The organism is Microbacterium sp. GCS4 (assembly GCF_001262495.1).
Classification (GTDB): domain Bacteria; phylum Actinomycetota; class Actinomycetes; order Actinomycetales; family Microbacteriaceae; genus Microbacterium.
Map to the genome: position 1 here is coordinate 190,844 of NZ_LGYE01000003.1, position 16,474 is coordinate 207,317.

A 16,474-nucleotide genomic window follows, 5' to 3' on the forward strand; every position below is an offset into this window, starting at 1 on the left:
GACGAGGATGCGAGCTAGTGCTTAGCGGAGCCAGGTGCGATCCCCGCGTGAAACGCCAGAATCACCGCTTGGACGCGATCGCGGGCGCCGATCTTGTTGAAAATCCGCCCTACGTTGCTCTTCACGGTCGATTCCGCGAGGTGCAGCGTCGCAGCGATCTCGGAGTTCGTAGCTCCGCGCGCGATCTCGACGAAGATCTCATGCTCACGGGCGCTCAGCCGCGTAGTGGCGGCTCTTGCTGAAAAGTTCTGTGGCTCCTGTTGGGATAGCCCACCCGCCAAGCGCGAGAGCAGGCGCCTTGTCGCGCTCGGCGCGATCACGGCATCACCTGCCGCTATGGAGCGGATGGCCGAAAGGATATCGCCAGGCTCCGAGTCTTTCGTCAGGAATCCGCTCGCTCCGGCTTCCAGTCCCTCGATCACATACTCGTCGAGGTCGAAGGTCGTCAGGAGAAGCACCCGGGCCTCGGGAACATCCGCGACGATCTGTCTGGTCGCCTCGATCCCATCCATACCGGGCATCCGTACGTCCATGACGACGATGTCGGGGCGCAGACGGAGCGCTTGGCGGACCGCATCCGCACCATCCACCGCCTCCCCCACGACCTCGAGCCCGTCTTGCCCGGCGAGGAACATCCGCATGCCCATCCGGTGCAGCGCTTGGTCATCAACGAGAAGCACTTTCATCGAATCCACCTCCCTGGTTCGGGATCACCGCTTCGACCAGCCAGCCGGCGGCGGTCGCACCTGCGTGGAATACACCCCCGAGCGCGTCGACACGTTCCCTCATACCGACGAGACCATGGCCATCGGTCGACACCCTGGGGTGCCCTGCGCCAGGCACGGCGCCGCGGTCCGCGATTGATACAACCACTTCTTGGGTGCTGACGACGACGCGCACCGTGACGGCGGTGCCTTCTCCGCCGTGACGCAGCGAGTTCGTGAGCGCCTCTTGGATGATGCGGTACACCGCTAACTGGTGAGCTCGCGGCAACCCATGGAGGTCGCCGCGACGTTCGTCATCGATGTGGAGACCTGCGCTTCGCACCGTGTCGATCAAGGCGCTCAGGCGAGAGAGGTCCGGCTGAGGCGACAGTGGGGCGGGAGCATCACCATCGCCTGAGCGCAGAAGGCGAAGGACTTGCCGTAGTTGACCGACTGATGCCCGGCTCACCTGGCCTATGGCGGCGAAGGCGCGTTCCGCTTCGTCTGGCGACGACCGCAAGACGTTCTGTCCACCCGCGGCCAAAGACGCGATGACAGAGAGGTCATGCCCGATGAGGTCGTGCATCTCGCGTGAGATCCGCGACCGTTCTTCTGCCGCGGCTTCTCGCGCGACGTCAGCGCGGCGCCGCTGCTGCGCCTCCCGGGTACTGCGTAACTGCCTTCCCGCCAGGAGCGCGGCCGCGCTCATCGCGACAACTGGCAGCATCGCCGCGCCCCGTTCGCCGAGCGCGAGCGTCCCGGGCGAGGCTGCGCCCGCGAACGCGACGAGAGCCAAGATACCGATCAGCGCCGCGCTGGCCGCGAGCGCGCCCGACCGCCTCAGCCCTACGTGGTACAGGAGGACCCAGATCGCGAGGTAACCCCAGGGCGAAGGCTCCCCGATGAGTGCACTCGCCACGCCGCCCATGGTGAGCGCGGCGGTTGCCACGACGAGGGCGGCGAACGGAGCCCGGCGACGAAAGGCGACAGCGACGCAGGCGGCGAACAGGAACGGCGCCCCGACGGGTGACAGGCCCGCCGAGGCGCTCGTGCATGCGAGGGCGATCAGGATGGTGAGCGCAGCGTCCCAAACCAGAGGATGGGCAGTGTCGAAGGCACGTAGTCCCTCTTGTCGTGTCACGCTCACCCTCCGCTTAGCCGTCGAACTTCTTCAGACGCCACCATGCCAGACCGCCGAGGGCAGTCAACCATGCCAAGAGGATGATGATCGCCGTAGCGGCCCCGTATGGTTCCGTGCTCATCCCACCGGATCGCATGATGTTGATCGCTGCAAGCGGCATGTAGTCGGTGATGCTGGACAGGGGCTCGGGAAGGAACGCCGGCAGGATTTGGGGTCCCATTTGGAACAGGCCGAAGTACAGGCAGATCGCTCCCGCAGCGTTGCGCAGCAGCCACCCCAGCAGCACGCCGAACAGGGCCCCGTACGGCAACATGAGCGTGCCGCCAAGCACTCCCCACCACATCTCCGGAGCGAAGAGGGACATCCCCACGGCCGATGGAACCGTCCCCATCGCCTGGAGCAGCAGATAGAGGAGGACGGTGGTGGCGAAGGCGAGGATCGTGGAGATCCCGGTGACGACTGCGACTTTCGCAAGCATCACCCCTGTGCGGCGAGGCGCGGCGGTCAGACTCGTGCGGATTGAACCGCTTGCATACTCGGTGGTAACGTTGAGTACGCCATAAACCACGAGGACAAGCATTCCTACCGGATAGATGCCTGTCCAGCCGAACGGGATGTGTCCTGCGTCGGCACCTCCGAGCGTCGTGCCGTCGATGATCATGTAGGAACAGAGCCCGATCGTCAGCGCGAAGGCGGCCGCCAACGTCACCCAGAGCGATCGAGCTGTCCACAGCTTGCGCCATTCCGACCGCAGCAGTCCGACGCCGGTTATGCGCTCGCGGTCACGCGATGCGGAGAAGGTCGGGACGGTGACTGCGGTCATCATGCTGCGGACTCCCCCTGGGACGAGTACTCGACCGCGTTTCGGGTGATCTGCATGAAGGCCTCCTCGAGTGACGCCCTTTCTGCGGAGAGGGCGTAAAGCGTGGCTCCCTGACCTGCCGCGATGTGGCCGACTTCTCGAGCTGTGAAGCCGCTGATGAAAAGGGTGTCCTCGCCTGATCGTCGAACCTCGACCCCGGATCGCTGGATCACATCAGCGAGACGCGACGCATCAGGACTCACGACGCGTGTGGTCTGCGGCGCCACCGACTCGATGACATCTTCGACGGTCCCCGCCGCGAGCAGGCGCCCTTGGCCGATCACGACGAGGTCCTTCGCGATCAGGGAGAGCTCGCTCATCAGATGTGAGGAAAGAAAAACGGTTCGCCCCTCAGCGGCAAGACGCACCAGGAGATGACGAAGCCAGAGCACCCCATCAGGATCGAGGCCGTTCACTGGTTCGTCGAGCACGAGAGCGGTGGGGTCCCCCAGAAGGGCTGTGGCGATGCCGAGCCGTTGGCTCATGCCCAGCGAGAACCCACCTGCTCGTTTGTCTGCGACTGCTCCGAGGCCCACCATCTCGAGGACTTCGATCGCCCTTGCGCGAGCGATATTATGTGTCTCGGCGACGACGAGAAGATGGTTGAGGGCGGTGCGCCCGGGATTCACCGCCCTCGCGTCGAGCATCACGCCAAGGTGCCGAATCGGGTCGCGAAGGTCCTGATATCGGCGTCCGCCGACGGTGATGCGACCATCTGTGGGTCGGTCGAGACCGACGAGCATGCGCATGGTGGTGGATTTGCCGGCGCCGTTGGGCCCGAGGAAGCCCGTGACGACGCCCGGGCGAACGGTGAAGGTGAGGTTATCGACGACAGTCTTGTCGCCGTACCTTTTGGTGAGGTGGTGACTGGTGATCATGTCATCAATCCTGTTGTCTGTCTCTTCGCTCGACATCTCACTGCGGTACCGCACACTACCTCCCGTGGTACCCCTCCGGCATAGCCATGCCTCTGGCTGAGTTGAGGGCTGAGGGCGTGCAGGCATCCCCCATGAGAGCGGCGACAGCGTTCGCTGCGATCCAGTCGTACCCACCCTCCGTTGCCGCCTCCGAGGACGGCCAGAGATCCAGGGGTAGCCAGCAGACGGCAAGGGGTCAAGGTGGCGATCGCGCTGTCGTATGCGGCGCCTTCGACATCGAGGTTGGAGGCTGAGGGTTCAGGGTTTGTAACGACCTGGATCGTGGCCGCCAGCGAGCCCGCCAGGTGCCGCGCCTCCTGAGCATGGTGCTAGAGGCACATCGGGAGAACCTTTGAGTGTGACCGGCCTGCGCCATGCTGCCACAGAATGTGTTCGCAGGGGATCGGTCTACGAGAGGCGACGTCCTCGGCGCACTCATGTCGGAAACGGATTGGGGAGACACCGAATGTCACCCGGTTAGGCACGTCCGGCCTTCACTGACCGCGGTCTGTCGTGACACTTTCTGAGCCCCGATGCTTGCAGTGCGCGGAGTGCTGCGCCGCGGCCGGGTCACTCGTTGAACGCCTTGCGGGAGAGGTATCGGGATTCGGGTTCGTTCGTCGTCATGTCGGCGGCGGCGAGGAAGTCCTCTTTCGCCGCAACAGCGTGCCCCTCCGCTTCGCGGAGGTGCGCGCGGATCGCGTGGGCGCGGTGCCGGGTCAAAGGGTGCTGCAGGAGCCCATGCTCGCGATCCAGTTCCTCGAGCAGAGCGGTGGCACGCGCGGGGCCGAAGGCATGGGCCACGGCGACGACTCGTGAGAGCATGACCAGTCCGGTGGGTTCGACCTGTTCGAGCGCCAGATACAGGGCAGCGATCTGTGCCCAGTCGGTCTGCTCGGCTGCGGCAGCGGATGCATGAACGGCGGCGATCGCGGCCTGTAGTCGGTAGGCTCCCACGTTCCCTTGCGACCACGCGGTACGGATGAGGTCCGATCCCTCTCGGATGGACTCCTGATCCCATCGAGTGCGGTCCTGGTCGCGGAGAGGGATGAGGTCGCCGTCGGCGGTGGTGCGCGTGGCGCGACGCGAATCGATCAGCAGCATGAGCGCGAGAAGGCCTGTCGGCTCTGGATCATCGGGGACGAGGGCGTGGAGGAGCCGTGCGAGGCGGATCGCCTCGCCGGTCAGGTCGGTTCGAGTGAGCTCGCTGCCGGTGGTCACCGTGTACCCCTCGTTGAAGATCAGGTACAGCACTCGCATCACTGCGGAGAGGCGGCCGGGGAAGTCGTCATCGGCCGCGAATTCGAATCGGGCGCCGCTCTTGCGGATCTGCTGTTTCGCGCGGCTGATCCGCACCGCCATCGTCTGCTCCGTCACTCCGTAGGCGTGCGCGATCTCCGTGGTGGTCAACCCGCCCACGGCGCGCAGCGTCAACGCGACACGCGAGGCGGACGACAGGGTGGGGTGACAGCACAGCAGCAGGAGGTTCAAGCTGTCGTCGTGATCGGCCAGGGACAGGTGCGACGAGGGCGGGTTCGGCTCGGAGGCTACGTACTGCTCTTCGCGGCGGCGGTCAGCCGATTCGGCGCGCAGCGTATCGATCATGCGGCGGTAGGCGACGCGGATCAGCCAGGATCGAGGCTGATCGGGGATCGCGTCCGGACGCCACTGGCGACTTGCTGCGAGCAGTGCGTCCTGTGTGGCTTCCTCGGCGATGTCGAAGTGGCCGAAGCGGCGCACCAGAGCTCCGAGGACCTGCGGCGCTTCTGCGCGCAGCAGGTCCTCGATCGCGTCAGGCCGGGCAGTCACGCGAAGTCGTCGCCCATGATCGGCCGGATCTCCATCGGCTCGCCGAGCATCTCCACCATCCGCGCGACGATGTCCTTCGCTCGCTCCACGCCGGACACCTCGATGACGGCGAAGGATGCGAGGACCTCCTTGAGTTCGGCGAACGGACCGTCTGTCATGACGATCCCTCCGTCGACCTTGCGCACGGTCGTCGACGTGGCCGGGTGCCCGAGTCCTTCGGTGCTGACGAATTCCCCGCTGGCGCGCAGCTCGGCTTCGAACTGCTGATACGCGGCGAAGGCGGCAAGCGCGTCCTCGGTGGGGGCATCCGCGGTCGCGGCGTCCCAGCTGCTGCTCGGCGTGTAGCCGAGGATGAGGAACTTCACGATCTCTTCTCCTTGGGTCGGTTGGAATTCAGGCTAGCGAGACGCACGCGGCGACCTCAGAAGGGAGATGGCCGTCGCGGTGCACCATCCGAAGGCGAAGAGTCCCGTGACTGCCACCTGGATGCTGGCGATGTCGGGGACGACCGGAGCGAGGAGGGCGATCGCGACGATGCCGTTGCCGAATGCGACGGCCGCTCGCCGTTCGCGGATGGTGCGGATGAGCGCGACGATGGCGGCCACGGCCAGGGCGGTGAATGCGACGATCGCCGCCACCATGTGGAGGAGCGCGTGCCAGGTGGGCTCGGCGGCGGGGCCGTCGGCCACGCCGAGCGGGAATCCGTTCGCGGCGTCTTGCGGGAAGAGGCCGGCGGCGATGAAGCCCGCTCCGCCGATCGCGACGAGGATTGGGATGGCGGCGCGACCGATCCCGCGGGTCACGACCCGCCGGTGACCGATCGACAGGCAGATCAGCCCGAGTCCCGCCAGGACGAAGGTCAGGATCTGGATCCAGCCGAGGTCGCCCGTGGAGAGTTGGCTGAGGGGATGGATACGGATGTCGAATCCCGGGCGCGTCAGCATCTGCACGAGGGCGGAGGCATAGAACAGCGGCCCGGCGACCGCACCCGCGAGCAGGAGGCGTCGGGTCGAACGAGGCAGGGTGTGGGCCTCGCGGTGTGCGAGGCGTGGGGCTGAGTTCATGGTCACGGTGTGCTCCTTCGTGGATCGGGCGTTGCTGCACGGATACGTCGGAGCCAGGCAGCGGGTCTTGACATGGTGCCGCCGGCGAATTCGCGCGCAGATGTCAATCCACGGAGCTCGGCTCCGAGGTCTCTGTAGAAGCGGCCCGCCGGGCGGCAGACGAAAGGACACCTGATGAACGAGAACCTGCAGGAGAACATCACCGCCGAGCAGATCGACGCGTACGGGCTCGGCGAGCAGCCCACGCCCAGCAGCGCCGTGAAAGCACTCGACCGGCTCGTCGGCGAATGGACGGTCACGGGTGGTGCCGAGGGCGTCATCCGGTACGAGTGGATGACGGGGCGATTCTTCCTGCTCCAGCACGTCGAGCTCGAGCAGTTCGGCCAGACCATCACCGGCATCGAGGTCATTGGCCAGCTGCGCCCGTTCGGCCAGCCCGCCGGCACCGAAGTCGTCTCCCGGTTCTATGACTCGATGGGCAACACGCTCGACTACGTCTACGAGTTGGAGGGCGACACGCTCACCATCTGGGCCGGAGCCAAGGGGAGCCCGGCGTACTTCACGGGCACGTTCAGCGACGACGATCGTGTCCTCGACGGCGCCTGGGTCTACCCCGGTGACGGCGGATATGCATCCACGATGAATCGCCGCTGATACCATCCGCTTCTCGAAACAGAGGGAAACCACCATGCCGAAGAACACGTCCTCCCCCCGCCCCTCGGTGCACCGCGTCACCTCGGCGGATGGCACGGGGATATCGTTCGAGCGCAGCGGTGAGGGGCGGGTCGTCATCCTGGTCGCGCAGGCGCTGTCCGACCTCCGCGACAACCGTCGCCTCGCGGCCCTGCTCGCCGACACCCACACTGTCGTGAACTATGACCGTCGCGGACGCGGCGACAGCGGCGACGCCGGCGCATGGAGCGGCGCTCGCGAGATCGAAGACATCGAGGCGCTCATTGACGCCCACGGCGGCAGGGCATCACTTCTCGGTGCATCATCCGGCGCTGTCCTCGTGTTGGACGCTGCCGCAGCTCTTCCCGATAAGGTCGAGGCCGTCATCGCCTTCGAGCCTCCGGTGATCGTGGATGAGCAACGCGCACCGGTTCCCCGCGACCTCGCCGACCGTCTCGAGCAGCTCGTCGACGAGGGGAGGGGATCGGATGCCGTCCGCGAGTTCAGCCGCGTCGCCCTCGGCGCATCCCCGTTCATGATCGGGGCGATGCGCCTCATGGTCGGGCCGTGGCGGACCATGGTCGCGATGGCCAGGACTGCCGTCTACGACACGCGCCTCTGCGCGGGGTTGCAGGACGGAACACCTCTCACCGGAGACCGGTGGAGGGGGCTCCGGGCACCCTCACTCGTGCTCGTCGGGAGCACGAGCGAGCCGTTCGTGCAGAGCGGCACCCGGGAGCTCTCGTCGCTGATCGGAGCCCGCCACGAGAGCATCGACGGCGCGCATCACGCGACACCAATGATGAAGCCGGCCGCGCTGATCCCGTCCGTCGTGCCGTTCCTCGGCGAGGTGCTCTCTTGATCGCGACCGCCGCGGAGTGCCGATACCCGTGATTCCCGACGAACTCACCCCTCGGGACGCGAACAGGGTCTTCCGAGCTCTGGGCGATGCCACCCGTCGCGACGTCCTCGCCCGAACGCTTCTCGAGGAGCGTTCGGTGACGGAGCTCGCGCGCGGCTACGACATGAGCCTTGCGGCAGTGCAGAAACATCTCGCGGTGCTCGAGCGTGCGGGACTCATCGTCAGACGCGCGCGAGGACGGGAGCGGCTCGTGCGCGCAGATCGGGAGACGATCAGGCGCGCGTCATGGCTGCTTCGCGCCTTCGACGGCGGCGGTCTCGGGTGCACGAGACCGCCGTCTCCGCCGGAACCGGATGCCGCGTCTGGTTGAACCGCCCGTTCGGCGCCAGCAGGTGCACCGTCACGCTCCATCAGAATCTCATGTCATCCACAGGCGGGTTGTGTCACTGCAGTGTGTTCTCGACAGATCGCCTCTTGACACCCGCCGCACCCGGGTCTAACGTACAACCAAATGGTTGCACAACGAGAATTGAGCGAAGCGGAGGTCGACCGTGTGTTCCACGCATTGGCGACGTCGACCCGACGCGACATCCTGCGTCGGACGATCGAGCGGGAGCAGTCCGTCTCGACCCTCGCCTCCGAATACGAGATGTCGTTCGCCGCAGTTCAGAAGCACGTCTCCGTGCTCGAGGCCGCGAACCTCATCGTCAAGCGCGCCGAGGGACGCGAGCGGCTCGTCCGCGCGAACCCCGAGATGATCGCCCGCGCCAGGGCGCTCCTCGCCCGATACGAAGAGCTGTGGCGGTCGCGCATCGCCCGCCTCGACGACCTGCTGGCCGAGCCGCCGCGCTCGACAGCATCCGACACGACCGACAACGACAGCACCACCACACCGACCGGAGAAGGAGACTGACATGCCTGTCACCGACATCACCACGGATGCCGACAACCTGACCATGACGGTCGTCGCGGACTTCGCGGCACCGATCGAGCGCGTCTGGAGCGCCTACAGCGACCCGCGCCAGCTCGAGCGCTTCTGGGGTCCTCCGGGATGGCCCGCCACGTTCACGGCGTGGGACCAGTCCGTCGGCGGACGCGCGAACTACACGATGAACGGTCCGCGGGGCGAGAGCTCGTCGGGGTCGTGGGAGTTCCTGTCGATCGAGGAACCCAGCCGCTTCACGGTGCTCGACTCGTTCACCGACGCCGACGGCAATCCGCTCGACGGCTTCCCCGCGCAGCGCATGGAGTTCGCTTTCGAGTCCACCGCCGACGGCACGCGCATGGTCACGACGAGTCACTTCGACTCGGTCGAGGCGCTCGAGCAGGTCGTCGAGATGGGGCAGAGCGAGGGCATCCGCATGGCGATGGGCCAGCTCGACGTCGTGCTGCAGGACCTCCGCGACTACGCGCAGGGCAAGGGGACGACCGTCGATCTGCTGGACGACACCCACGTGCGCATCACCCGGCTCGTCGAGGGGCCGCGCGAGCTGGTGTGGCGCGCCCACAACGAGCCCGAGCTCATGAAGCAGTGGCTGCTAGGGCCCGATGGCTGGGAGATGACGGAGTGCGTCGTCGCGACGGAGGTCGGCCAGGCTTACCGGACCTCCTGGGCCCCGGTCGGCGACACCGAGGGGGAGCCCTTCGGCTTCGAGGGGGAGGCGCTCGTGATCGACGCCCCGCGCCGGTCGGTCCAGACCGAGCGGATGATCGGGATGCCGGTCGAGACGCTGAACGACCTCAACCTCTACGAGGAGAACGGCGCGACGCTCATCACGCTCTACATCGAGTACCCCGACAAGGAGACGCGTGACATGATCCTCGCCACCGGCATGGCCGACGGCATGGAGGCCTCGTACGACCGTCTCGAGCGGGAGCTGCTCGCGGTCTGAGCCGCACAACTCCGGAGAACCGGCCGATTCCGTCGCGGAACCGGCCGGTTCTCTGCGTTCCGGGCCGGTTCTCCGGAGTTATGGCGATGCGTTCCGGCGGACGCGCGGGCTCCACGTCGACCAGAGCGCGAGGGCGATCAGCATAGGCTGGAAGAACAGGCGCACGAAGCGCGCCGTGTCGGTGTTCAATCCGAACGCGTCGCGGTGCTCCAGCCACTGGGCGATGTTGCCCGGGAAGACCGCGACGAAGAACAGTGCCGTGACGATACCGACGGCGCGCCGGTGCTTGCGGGCGACGAGCAGTGCGCCACCGAGGCCGACCTCGACCACACCCGAGGCGAGCACGGTCACGTCGGGGTCGACCGGCAGCCACGGCGGCACCTGCGCCTGGAACTCCTCTCGCGCGAACGTCAGATGCGAGACACCGGCGAACACGAGGAACGAGCCGAGCAGCAGTCGGCCCACGGTGCGGGCCACACTCGTCTTCGACATGGGGCGAGTGTACGCGCGATCAGATCAGGCGACGGAGCGCCTCGTCGAGACTGATCCCCTGCGCGCTCGCGAGATCGGCCAGGCGCGCGTGCTCCTCTCCGGTCAGCGTCAGGCGCACCTCGACGGGATCGGATGCCGGGTCATCGTCGAATCCCTCGAACAGATCGGCCGTCTCGGCCCACAGCGGCTCGGCCGCCGTCGCGGCCGCGAACGGCGACGGTGCGGATGCGGCGGCCGCGCCGACCGCGGGATCGGTCGGGTCGACGGCGCCAGCGCCGGGCGCGCTCGCCGCGCCGACCGACGGATCGGTCGCATCGGCATCCGCCCAGGCCGACTCATCGGCATCCAGCCAGCCGGAGTCCGCGGCAGCCGCGAGCGGAGCCGATCCGGCGGCCGCAGCCCCGGCATCCGTCGCGAGGGTGAAGCCCGGGCCGCGCCGCGGCTCCTGCTTCTGCTGGTACGCCTTCGCGGCGGCGTTCGCACGCTCGTCGGCCGCCTCATTGAGAGGATGGCCCGCGTGGCCCTTGACCCACGAGAACTCCACGTCACGTCCGCGGATCGCCTCGTCGATGCCCTCGAGCAGATCGCGGTTCAGCACGGGACCGCCGTCGGACTTGCGCCACCCCTTGCGCTTCCACCCCGGCATCCACTTCGTCACGGAGTCGATCACGTACCGGCTGTCGCATTCGATCAGCAGCTTCTCGTCGATGCCGGCCGTCGCCCGCAGCAGTTCGAGCACGGCGCGGAGCTCGCCCTGGTTGTTGGTGCCGTGCGGCGAGCCGCCGGCCGCCCAGTTCGACTCGTCGATGTACCAGGCCCAGCCGTTGGGGCCGGGGTTGCCCAGTGCGGAGCCGTCTGCGGCGGCGGTGATCGTCATCCCTCCACCGTAGCCGCGGCGGCGGACAGCCACGCGTCGCCTCCAGCCCGTCTGTTTCTGCCGAATGGCGCAAACGGACGGTCTATTTGCGTCATACGGCAGAAATAGACGGGCTGGGTGGGGAGGGTCAGTCCTCGGGCTCGGGCTCGGGCTCGCGGTTCTCGACCGACACGGCCGACGGGGCGGGCGGCGCCACGGGGAACACGATCGAGCTCACATCGCCGCTCGTCTCGGCACCCAGTCCGATCGACAGCGGATCGAGCGCCGGCGCGGAGCCCAGCACCTCGGACTCTCCGCGTTCGAGCGGCTCGGAAGGCAGTGCCCACTGCTTCTCTTCTTCTTCGGGTCGTTGCTGGAACAGTCCCATGCCTCCCATTGTGGCCCCGCGGGATGGTTCCGGCCTCCGATTCACACGCCATTAGTCGGATGCCGGGGCACCCGCCGTCCAGGTCGCGGCCATGCGCTCCGCGTAGGGTGGGCGGATGGCCGGAATCGTATGGGACTCCTGGATCGGAACCGTCGCAGCCATCGGCATCGCGCTGGTCGCCGCCGCTGCCGCCATCGGGATGGTGACTCTCCTCACGTCTCTCGTGAGCCGCAAGGTCGAGTGGGTGCGGGACATCGCGCGCCGCTCGCGTCGGGCGCTGCTGACCACCGTCACCGTGGTCGCGGTGTGGATCGCGTGTGCGACCTCGCAGCCCGCGCAGGCCGACTGGTGGCCCTCGCTCTCACGGATCTTCCTGATCGCGACGATCCTCGCGGGGTCCTGGCTGCTCGGAGCACTGGTGTCGTTCGGCTTCGAGCGGCTGATGGTGCGCGAGGAGGAGGAGCGGGTCGGTCCGGACGCCCGGCGCCGGCGCACGCAGCTGCTCGTCATCCACCGCCTCGTGCTCGTGACCATCGCGGTGCTGGCGCTGGGCACCGTGCTCTTCACATTCCCCGAGATGCGCGCCGTCGGCACGAGCCTGCTCGCCTCGGCGGGGATCGTCAGCATCATCGCCGGCCTCGCGGCGCAGTCCATCCTCGGCAACCTGATCGCGGGCGTGCAGGTGGCCTTCACCGATGCGATCCGGGTCGGCGACGTGGTCGTCGTGGAGGGCGAGTGGGGACGCGTCGGCGAGATCAACCTCTCCTACGTCGTCGTCTACATCTGGGACGAACGGCGACTCGTCGTGCCGTGCAGCTACTTCACGACCACGCCGATCGAGACGTGGACACGACGGTCGGACAAGATCCTCGGCACGGTCTACATGGACCTCGACTGGCGGGTGCCGATGGCGGAGGTGCGCGCCGAGTTCGAGCGGATCGTCGAGGCCTCGCCGTTCTGGGACGGTCGCTCGTCGAGCGCTCTCGTGACCGACTCGCAGGGCGGGTTCGTGACCGTGCGATTCGTCATGTCGTCGAAGGACTCGTCGGATCAGTGGGATCTCCGGTGCGAGGTCCGCGAGCGGATGATGACCTGGCTGCAGCAGACGCATCCGGAGGCACTGCCGCGCACCCGCGTCAGCGTCGAGGCGGGCGGAACCTCCGACTAGAAGCTTCAGGCGGATGCTGCGCGCACGGCGTCGACGAGGGCGCGCCAGGGTCCATCGAGCGCCGAGTCGGGGAGTTCGCGCTCGCGCCTCTGCTCAGGGGTGCGCACACGGATGACCCAGACGAACCGGTCGGCGCCGCGCTCGGCATCCTCGTCGGCATCCCACGGGCAGTCGTCGACCATGCTGATCCACTCGGGAGCCTCGGCGGGCTCCGGTTCGACCTGCCACTCGCGTCGGATGCCGGCGATCCCGCCCGTCCGCACGACGACGATCACGACTCGCGCGTCGGTCGATCCGTCGGCCGGCTCGATGCGCGGTCCGCCCGTCGGCCGGTCACTCGGTGGAGGGGGCTGGCTCATCTCCATAGACTCCCACGGTCGTCCACGCGCGTCGAGCGGATGCCGCGGTGGCCTCGTCGACCTCGGCGGCGGCCGCGACGGTCGCATCGGCGAACTCGGTGAAGTTCGCGGTGCTCGAGAGGTCGCCGGTGAGCGCTCGGTACCAGACCGTGCCCGCGGTCTCCCACGCCTTGCCGCCGAGGTCGATCGCGAACAGCGCGAAGGCCCGATTCGGGATGCCGGAGTTGATGTGCACGCCGCCGTTGTCCTCGGTCGTGCGCACGAACCCGCTCATGTGGTCGGGCTGCGGATCCTTGCCGAGCTCGTCGTCGTCGTAGGCCGTGCCGGGGGCGATCATCGAGCGCAGCGCCACGCCCTCGACGGCATCCGTGAAGATCTCGGCGCCGATCAGCCACGTGGCGTCGGCGGCGTCCTGGCCGGTGAGGTACTGCTCGGTCAGGGCGCCGAACACATCGGCGATCGACTCGTTGAGGGCGCCCGGCTGCCCCTGGTACTCGAGGTTCGCCGTGTGCTGCACGACGCCGTGCGCGAGCTCGTGGCCGATCACGGTGGTCGATCGCGTGAACCCTGTGAACACCTCGCCGTCGCCGTCGCCAAACACCATGCGCTCGCCGTCCCAGAAGGCGTTGTCGTAGTCGACGCCGTAGTGCACGGTCGCGTCGAGAGGGGCGCCGGCGTCGTCGAGCGAGTTGCGGGCGAACGCCGACAATAGCAGCTCGAAGGTCGCGCCGAGACCGTCGAACGCCTCGTTCACGGAGGCGTCGTCGACCGGCGCGTCGTCTTCGGTGCGCACGACCGCCCCGGGCAGGGTCTGCGTGTTCGCGGCATCGCTGATCGTGCGGTTCGGCGCATCGGACAGCTGTGCGACGAGATCGCCGTTCTCGTCGATCGACAGGTCGATGCGCGCGCGGAACGGCGGTCGACCCGCGGTGAGCGTCTGCCGGGCGGCCGCGGCCGCACGCGGGTAGCGGCCCGACTCGGCCAGGCGCGCGAGCAGGTAGGACGGGACGACTCCGGGGGATGCGACGTGGCTGCTCATGGTCCGACCCTACGCCGGGGGTCCGACGTCGGGGCGGATGCCGGGGTCGGCTTTCCCGAAGTCAGGATCCGGCGACGACCTCGATCACGGTCGTGCGCACCCCTCCGGCTTCATAGCGCACCGGCATCCCGGGATGGGCGAGCGAGAACCAGAACACCCCGTCCGCCGAGTCGTAGCGCACGCAGATGACGCGCGGAAACCTCGCGTAAAATCGGGACGGTGACCGACGCGAACCCTGAAATCGGCGCCGGCCTCGACCCGGACGATCTCGCCACGACCCTGCGCGTGCTCCGCCAGCTGCACACGATCGACAACGAGCATCCCGACTTCATCGCCGTGCGGCAGGCGACCGCCGCGATGTTCAAGGACGTCAAGCGCGTGCGGCGCAAGCAGATCCGCGACGCGATCGCCGAGGCCGACAAGGCCGTCGTCGCCCGCACGGCGACCGGTGCCCCCGACCGCATCGACGACGAGACCCGCGGCAACGACCTCGCGACGAGCGTCGTCGACGCGCCCATCGCGGGCGAGCTGCTCAAACCCCGCAACTGCTACATCTGCAAGAAGCCGTACACGATCGTCGACGCCTTCTACCACCAGCTCTGCCCGGACTGCGCACGTTTCAGCCACGGCAAGCGCAACGCCCGCACCGACCTCACCGGCAAGCGCGCGCTGCTCACCGGAGGTCGCGCGAAGATCGGCATGCACATCGCGCTGCGCCTGCTCCGCGACGGCGCGCACACCACCATCACGACGCGGTTCCCGCGCGACGCCGTGCGCCGCTTCTCGGCACTGGAGGACTCCGCCGACTGGCTGCACCGGCTGCGCGTCGTCGGAATCGACCTGCGCGACCCCGCTCAGGTGATCGGCCTCGCCGACTCGGTCGCGGCCCAGGGGCCCCTCGACATCCTCATCAACAACGCCGCGCAGACCGTGCGGCGCTCGCCCGGCGCGTACTCGCTGCTGGCGGATGCCGAGCTGCAGCCCCTTCCCGACGGCCCGTTGCCCGAGATGGAGACGTTCGGGCACACCGCCGACCCGCACCCGCAGGCGCTGCAGGCCTCGGTCGACGCGCATCCGCTGCTGTCGGTCGCGGCTCTCGGCGGCACGGTCGCCGAGCAGGGCGGGCAGGCGCTCACCGCAGAAGACCTCGCGCGTCTCGCGATGGCCCCGGGGTCGTCGTCGCTCGAGAAGCACGCCGACGGCACGGCGATCGACGCCGGTGGCCTCGTGCCCGACGTGAACCGGGTGAACAGCTGGGTGCAGTCGGTCGACCAGGTCGATCCGCTCGAGATGCTCGAGGTGCAGCTCGCGAACACCACCGCGCCGTTCCTGCTCATCAGCCGGCTGCGGGCCGCGATGGCGGCATCGTCGTCGCACCGCAAGTACGTGGTCAACGTGTCGGCGATGGAGGGGCAGTTCTCGCGCCGGTACAAGGGACCGGGGCATCCGCACACCAACATGGCGAAGGCCGCGCTCAACATGCTCACGCGCACGAGTGCGGGGGAGATGCTCGAGACCGACGGCATCCTCATGACCGCCGTCGACACCGGGTGGATCACCGACGAGCGCCCCCACTTCACGAAGGTGCGTCTTGCCGAGGAGGGGTTCCACGCCCCGCTCGACCTCGTCGACGGAGCCGCTCGCGTGTACGACCCGATCGTGCGCGGGGAGGCCGGCGAGGACGTCTTCGGCGTCTTCCTCAAGGACTACGAGCCCAGCCCCTGGTGACCTGACGGAGCCACCGCTCCACGATTCGAATCGCGTGCTTTGCGGGTTTCGAGTCCCGGAATCTGCAAAGCAGGCGATTCGAAACAGCCAGTGGAGGCCCGGGCGTCAGCGCGTCGGCGCCTCGAGGGTCGCGGAGGCCCAGGCGCCGAGCTGGTCGAGGATGGGCAGCAGGCCGCGTCCGCCGTCCGTGAGGGCGTAGGACACCGTCACCGGCGGACCCGCGTCGACCGCGCGCGCCACGAGGCCGGCGTCGGTCAGTTCGCCGAGCCGATCCGACAGCACGGTGTCGCTGATGCCGGCGACCGCGCGGCGCAGGGCGACGAACGTCGAGGGGCCGTTGCCGAGCGACGACAGGATCATGCCGTTCCACCGCTTGCCGAGCACGCTGAACGCCAGCGTGACGGCGGCGTCGCACCTGTTCAGATCGTCACCGGCCTCGGGCATGACGCCATTCTACCTGTGCTACGTTAACGCGAGTCGCTAAGAAAAACAGAGCGACTACGAAAAACGAAAGGTCAGCC

Annotated in this window: 20 protein-coding genes; 7 read left to right on the forward strand and 13 right to left on the reverse strand. The window is 67.9% G+C overall.

What is annotated here, in order from left to right; all coding sequences use genetic code 11:
* Nucleotides 1-14 precede the first annotated feature (14 nt).
* The 7 genes from AKH00_RS12700 to AKH00_RS12730 all read right to left on the reverse strand — a co-directional run bounded on the left by AKH00_RS12700 (nucleotide 15) and on the right by AKH00_RS12730 (nucleotide 6,497).
* Entirely contained in the window at nucleotides 15-686 is a 672-nt protein-coding gene (locus AKH00_RS12700) for a response regulator transcription factor (protein WP_050723129.1), read from the reverse strand.
* Entirely contained in the window at nucleotides 667-1,845 is a 1,179-nt protein-coding gene (locus AKH00_RS12705) for a sensor histidine kinase (protein ID WP_050723130.1), read from the reverse strand. Before AKH00_RS12705 ends, AKH00_RS12700 begins: the two co-directional genes overlap by 20 nt.
* A 13-nt stretch (nucleotides 1,846-1,858) precedes the next feature.
* Nucleotides 1,859-2,671 carry an ABC transporter permease gene (locus AKH00_RS12710; RefSeq protein WP_050723131.1) on the reverse strand — a complete coding sequence of 271 codons (813 nt, stop codon included), beginning with the start codon at nucleotides 2,669-2,671 and terminating at the stop codon, nucleotides 1,859-1,861.
* On the reverse strand, nucleotides 2,668-3,621 hold the full coding sequence (locus tag AKH00_RS12715) for an ATP-binding cassette domain-containing protein (RefSeq protein WP_327037270.1): 954 nt from the start codon (nucleotides 3,619-3,621) through the stop codon (nucleotides 2,668-2,670). Before AKH00_RS12715 ends, AKH00_RS12710 begins: the two co-directional genes overlap by 4 nt.
* A gap of 573 nt (nucleotides 3,622-4,194) precedes the next feature.
* The gene (locus tag AKH00_RS12720; protein ID WP_050723132.1) at nucleotides 4,195-5,433 is read right to left on the reverse strand and encodes an RNA polymerase sigma factor; all 1,239 of its coding nucleotides are present in this window, start codon (nucleotides 5,431-5,433) and stop codon (nucleotides 4,195-4,197) included.
* The gene (locus tag AKH00_RS12725; protein ID WP_050723133.1) at nucleotides 5,430-5,798 is read right to left on the reverse strand and encodes a YciI family protein; all 369 of its coding nucleotides are present in this window, start codon (nucleotides 5,796-5,798) and stop codon (nucleotides 5,430-5,432) included. Before AKH00_RS12725 ends, AKH00_RS12720 begins: the two co-directional genes overlap by 4 nt.
* 33 nt (nucleotides 5,799-5,831) lie before the next feature.
* Nucleotides 5,832-6,497 (reverse strand): DUF998 domain-containing protein, encoded by a 666-nt coding sequence (locus AKH00_RS12730; RefSeq protein ID WP_050723134.1) that lies wholly within the window; start codon nucleotides 6,495-6,497, stop codon nucleotides 5,832-5,834.
* A 174-nt stretch (nucleotides 6,498-6,671) separates the two neighbouring features.
* On the opposite strand from AKH00_RS12730, the gene AKH00_RS12735 reads away from it, so the two are divergent.
* The 5 genes from AKH00_RS12735 (at nucleotide 6,672) to AKH00_RS12755 (ending at nucleotide 9,923) form a co-directional block, all read left to right on the forward strand.
* A complete protein-coding gene (locus tag AKH00_RS12735) occupies nucleotides 6,672-7,151 on the forward strand; it encodes a hypothetical protein (RefSeq protein WP_050723135.1) in 480 nt (159 codons plus the stop codon).
* Nucleotides 7,152-7,185: 34 nt separating this feature from the next.
* Nucleotides 7,186-8,031 (forward strand): alpha/beta fold hydrolase, encoded by an 846-nt coding sequence (locus tag AKH00_RS12740; protein WP_050723136.1) that lies wholly within the window; start codon nucleotides 7,186-7,188, stop codon nucleotides 8,029-8,031.
* Nucleotides 8,032-8,059: 28 nt separating this feature from the next.
* Nucleotides 8,060-8,401, forward strand: coding sequence for an ArsR/SmtB family transcription factor (locus tag AKH00_RS12745; RefSeq protein WP_082297609.1), 342 nt, complete (start codon nucleotides 8,060-8,062; stop codon nucleotides 8,399-8,401).
* A 141-nt stretch (nucleotides 8,402-8,542) separates the two neighbouring features.
* Nucleotides 8,543-8,944 (forward strand): ArsR/SmtB family transcription factor, encoded by a 402-nt coding sequence (locus AKH00_RS12750; protein WP_050723137.1) that lies wholly within the window; start codon nucleotides 8,543-8,545, stop codon nucleotides 8,942-8,944.
* Nucleotide 8,945: 1 nt separating this feature from the next.
* Nucleotides 8,946-9,923 carry an SRPBCC family protein gene (locus AKH00_RS12755; protein WP_050723138.1) on the forward strand — a complete coding sequence of 326 codons (978 nt, stop codon included), beginning with the start codon at nucleotides 8,946-8,948 and terminating at the stop codon, nucleotides 9,921-9,923.
* 78 nt (nucleotides 9,924-10,001) lie between these two features.
* Here AKH00_RS12755 and AKH00_RS12760 read toward each other — a convergent pair whose 3' ends face one another.
* The 3 genes from AKH00_RS12760 to AKH00_RS12770 all read right to left on the reverse strand — a co-directional run bounded on the left by AKH00_RS12760 (nucleotide 10,002) and on the right by AKH00_RS12770 (nucleotide 11,659).
* Nucleotides 10,002-10,415 carry a DoxX family protein gene (locus tag AKH00_RS12760; RefSeq protein ID WP_050723139.1) on the reverse strand — a complete coding sequence of 138 codons (414 nt, stop codon included), beginning with the start codon at nucleotides 10,413-10,415 and terminating at the stop codon, nucleotides 10,002-10,004.
* Between the two features lie 19 nt (nucleotides 10,416-10,434).
* Nucleotides 10,435-11,292: a ribonuclease H family protein gene (locus AKH00_RS12765; RefSeq protein ID WP_050723140.1), complete on the reverse strand. Its 858-nt coding sequence runs from the start codon at nucleotides 11,290-11,292 to the stop codon at nucleotides 10,435-10,437.
* Between the two features lie 127 nt (nucleotides 11,293-11,419).
* Nucleotides 11,420-11,659, reverse strand: coding sequence for a hypothetical protein (locus AKH00_RS12770; protein WP_050723141.1), 240 nt, complete (start codon nucleotides 11,657-11,659; stop codon nucleotides 11,420-11,422).
* Between the two features lie 115 nt (nucleotides 11,660-11,774).
* Here AKH00_RS12770 and AKH00_RS12775 point away from each other — a divergent pair, with 115 nt between their 5' ends.
* Complete coding sequence (locus AKH00_RS12775) at nucleotides 11,775-12,827, forward strand: mechanosensitive ion channel family protein (protein ID WP_050723142.1); 1,053 nt, start codon at nucleotides 11,775-11,777, stop codon at nucleotides 12,825-12,827.
* 5 nt (nucleotides 12,828-12,832) lie between these two features.
* Here AKH00_RS12775 and AKH00_RS12780 read toward each other — a convergent pair whose 3' ends face one another.
* Nucleotides 12,833-13,186 carry a protealysin inhibitor emfourin gene (locus AKH00_RS12780; RefSeq protein ID WP_235556771.1) on the reverse strand — a complete coding sequence of 118 codons (354 nt, stop codon included), beginning with the start codon at nucleotides 13,184-13,186 and terminating at the stop codon, nucleotides 12,833-12,835.
* Entirely contained in the window at nucleotides 13,161-14,225 is a 1,065-nt protein-coding gene (locus AKH00_RS12785; RefSeq protein ID WP_050723143.1) for a M4 family metallopeptidase, read from the reverse strand. The genes AKH00_RS12780 and AKH00_RS12785 overlap by 26 nt, the downstream gene beginning before the upstream one ends.
* A gap of 219 nt (nucleotides 14,226-14,444) precedes the next feature.
* On the opposite strand from AKH00_RS12785, the gene AKH00_RS12790 reads away from it, so the two are divergent.
* Nucleotides 14,445-15,953 (forward strand): SDR family NAD(P)-dependent oxidoreductase, encoded by a 1,509-nt coding sequence (locus AKH00_RS12790; RefSeq protein ID WP_442922397.1) that lies wholly within the window; start codon nucleotides 14,445-14,447, stop codon nucleotides 15,951-15,953.
* Between the two features lie 105 nt (nucleotides 15,954-16,058).
* Here AKH00_RS12790 and AKH00_RS12795 read toward each other — a convergent pair whose 3' ends face one another.
* Complete coding sequence (locus AKH00_RS12795; RefSeq protein WP_050723145.1) at nucleotides 16,059-16,397, reverse strand: winged helix-turn-helix transcriptional regulator; 339 nt, start codon at nucleotides 16,395-16,397, stop codon at nucleotides 16,059-16,061.
* Nucleotides 16,398-16,474: the final 77 nt, after the last annotated feature.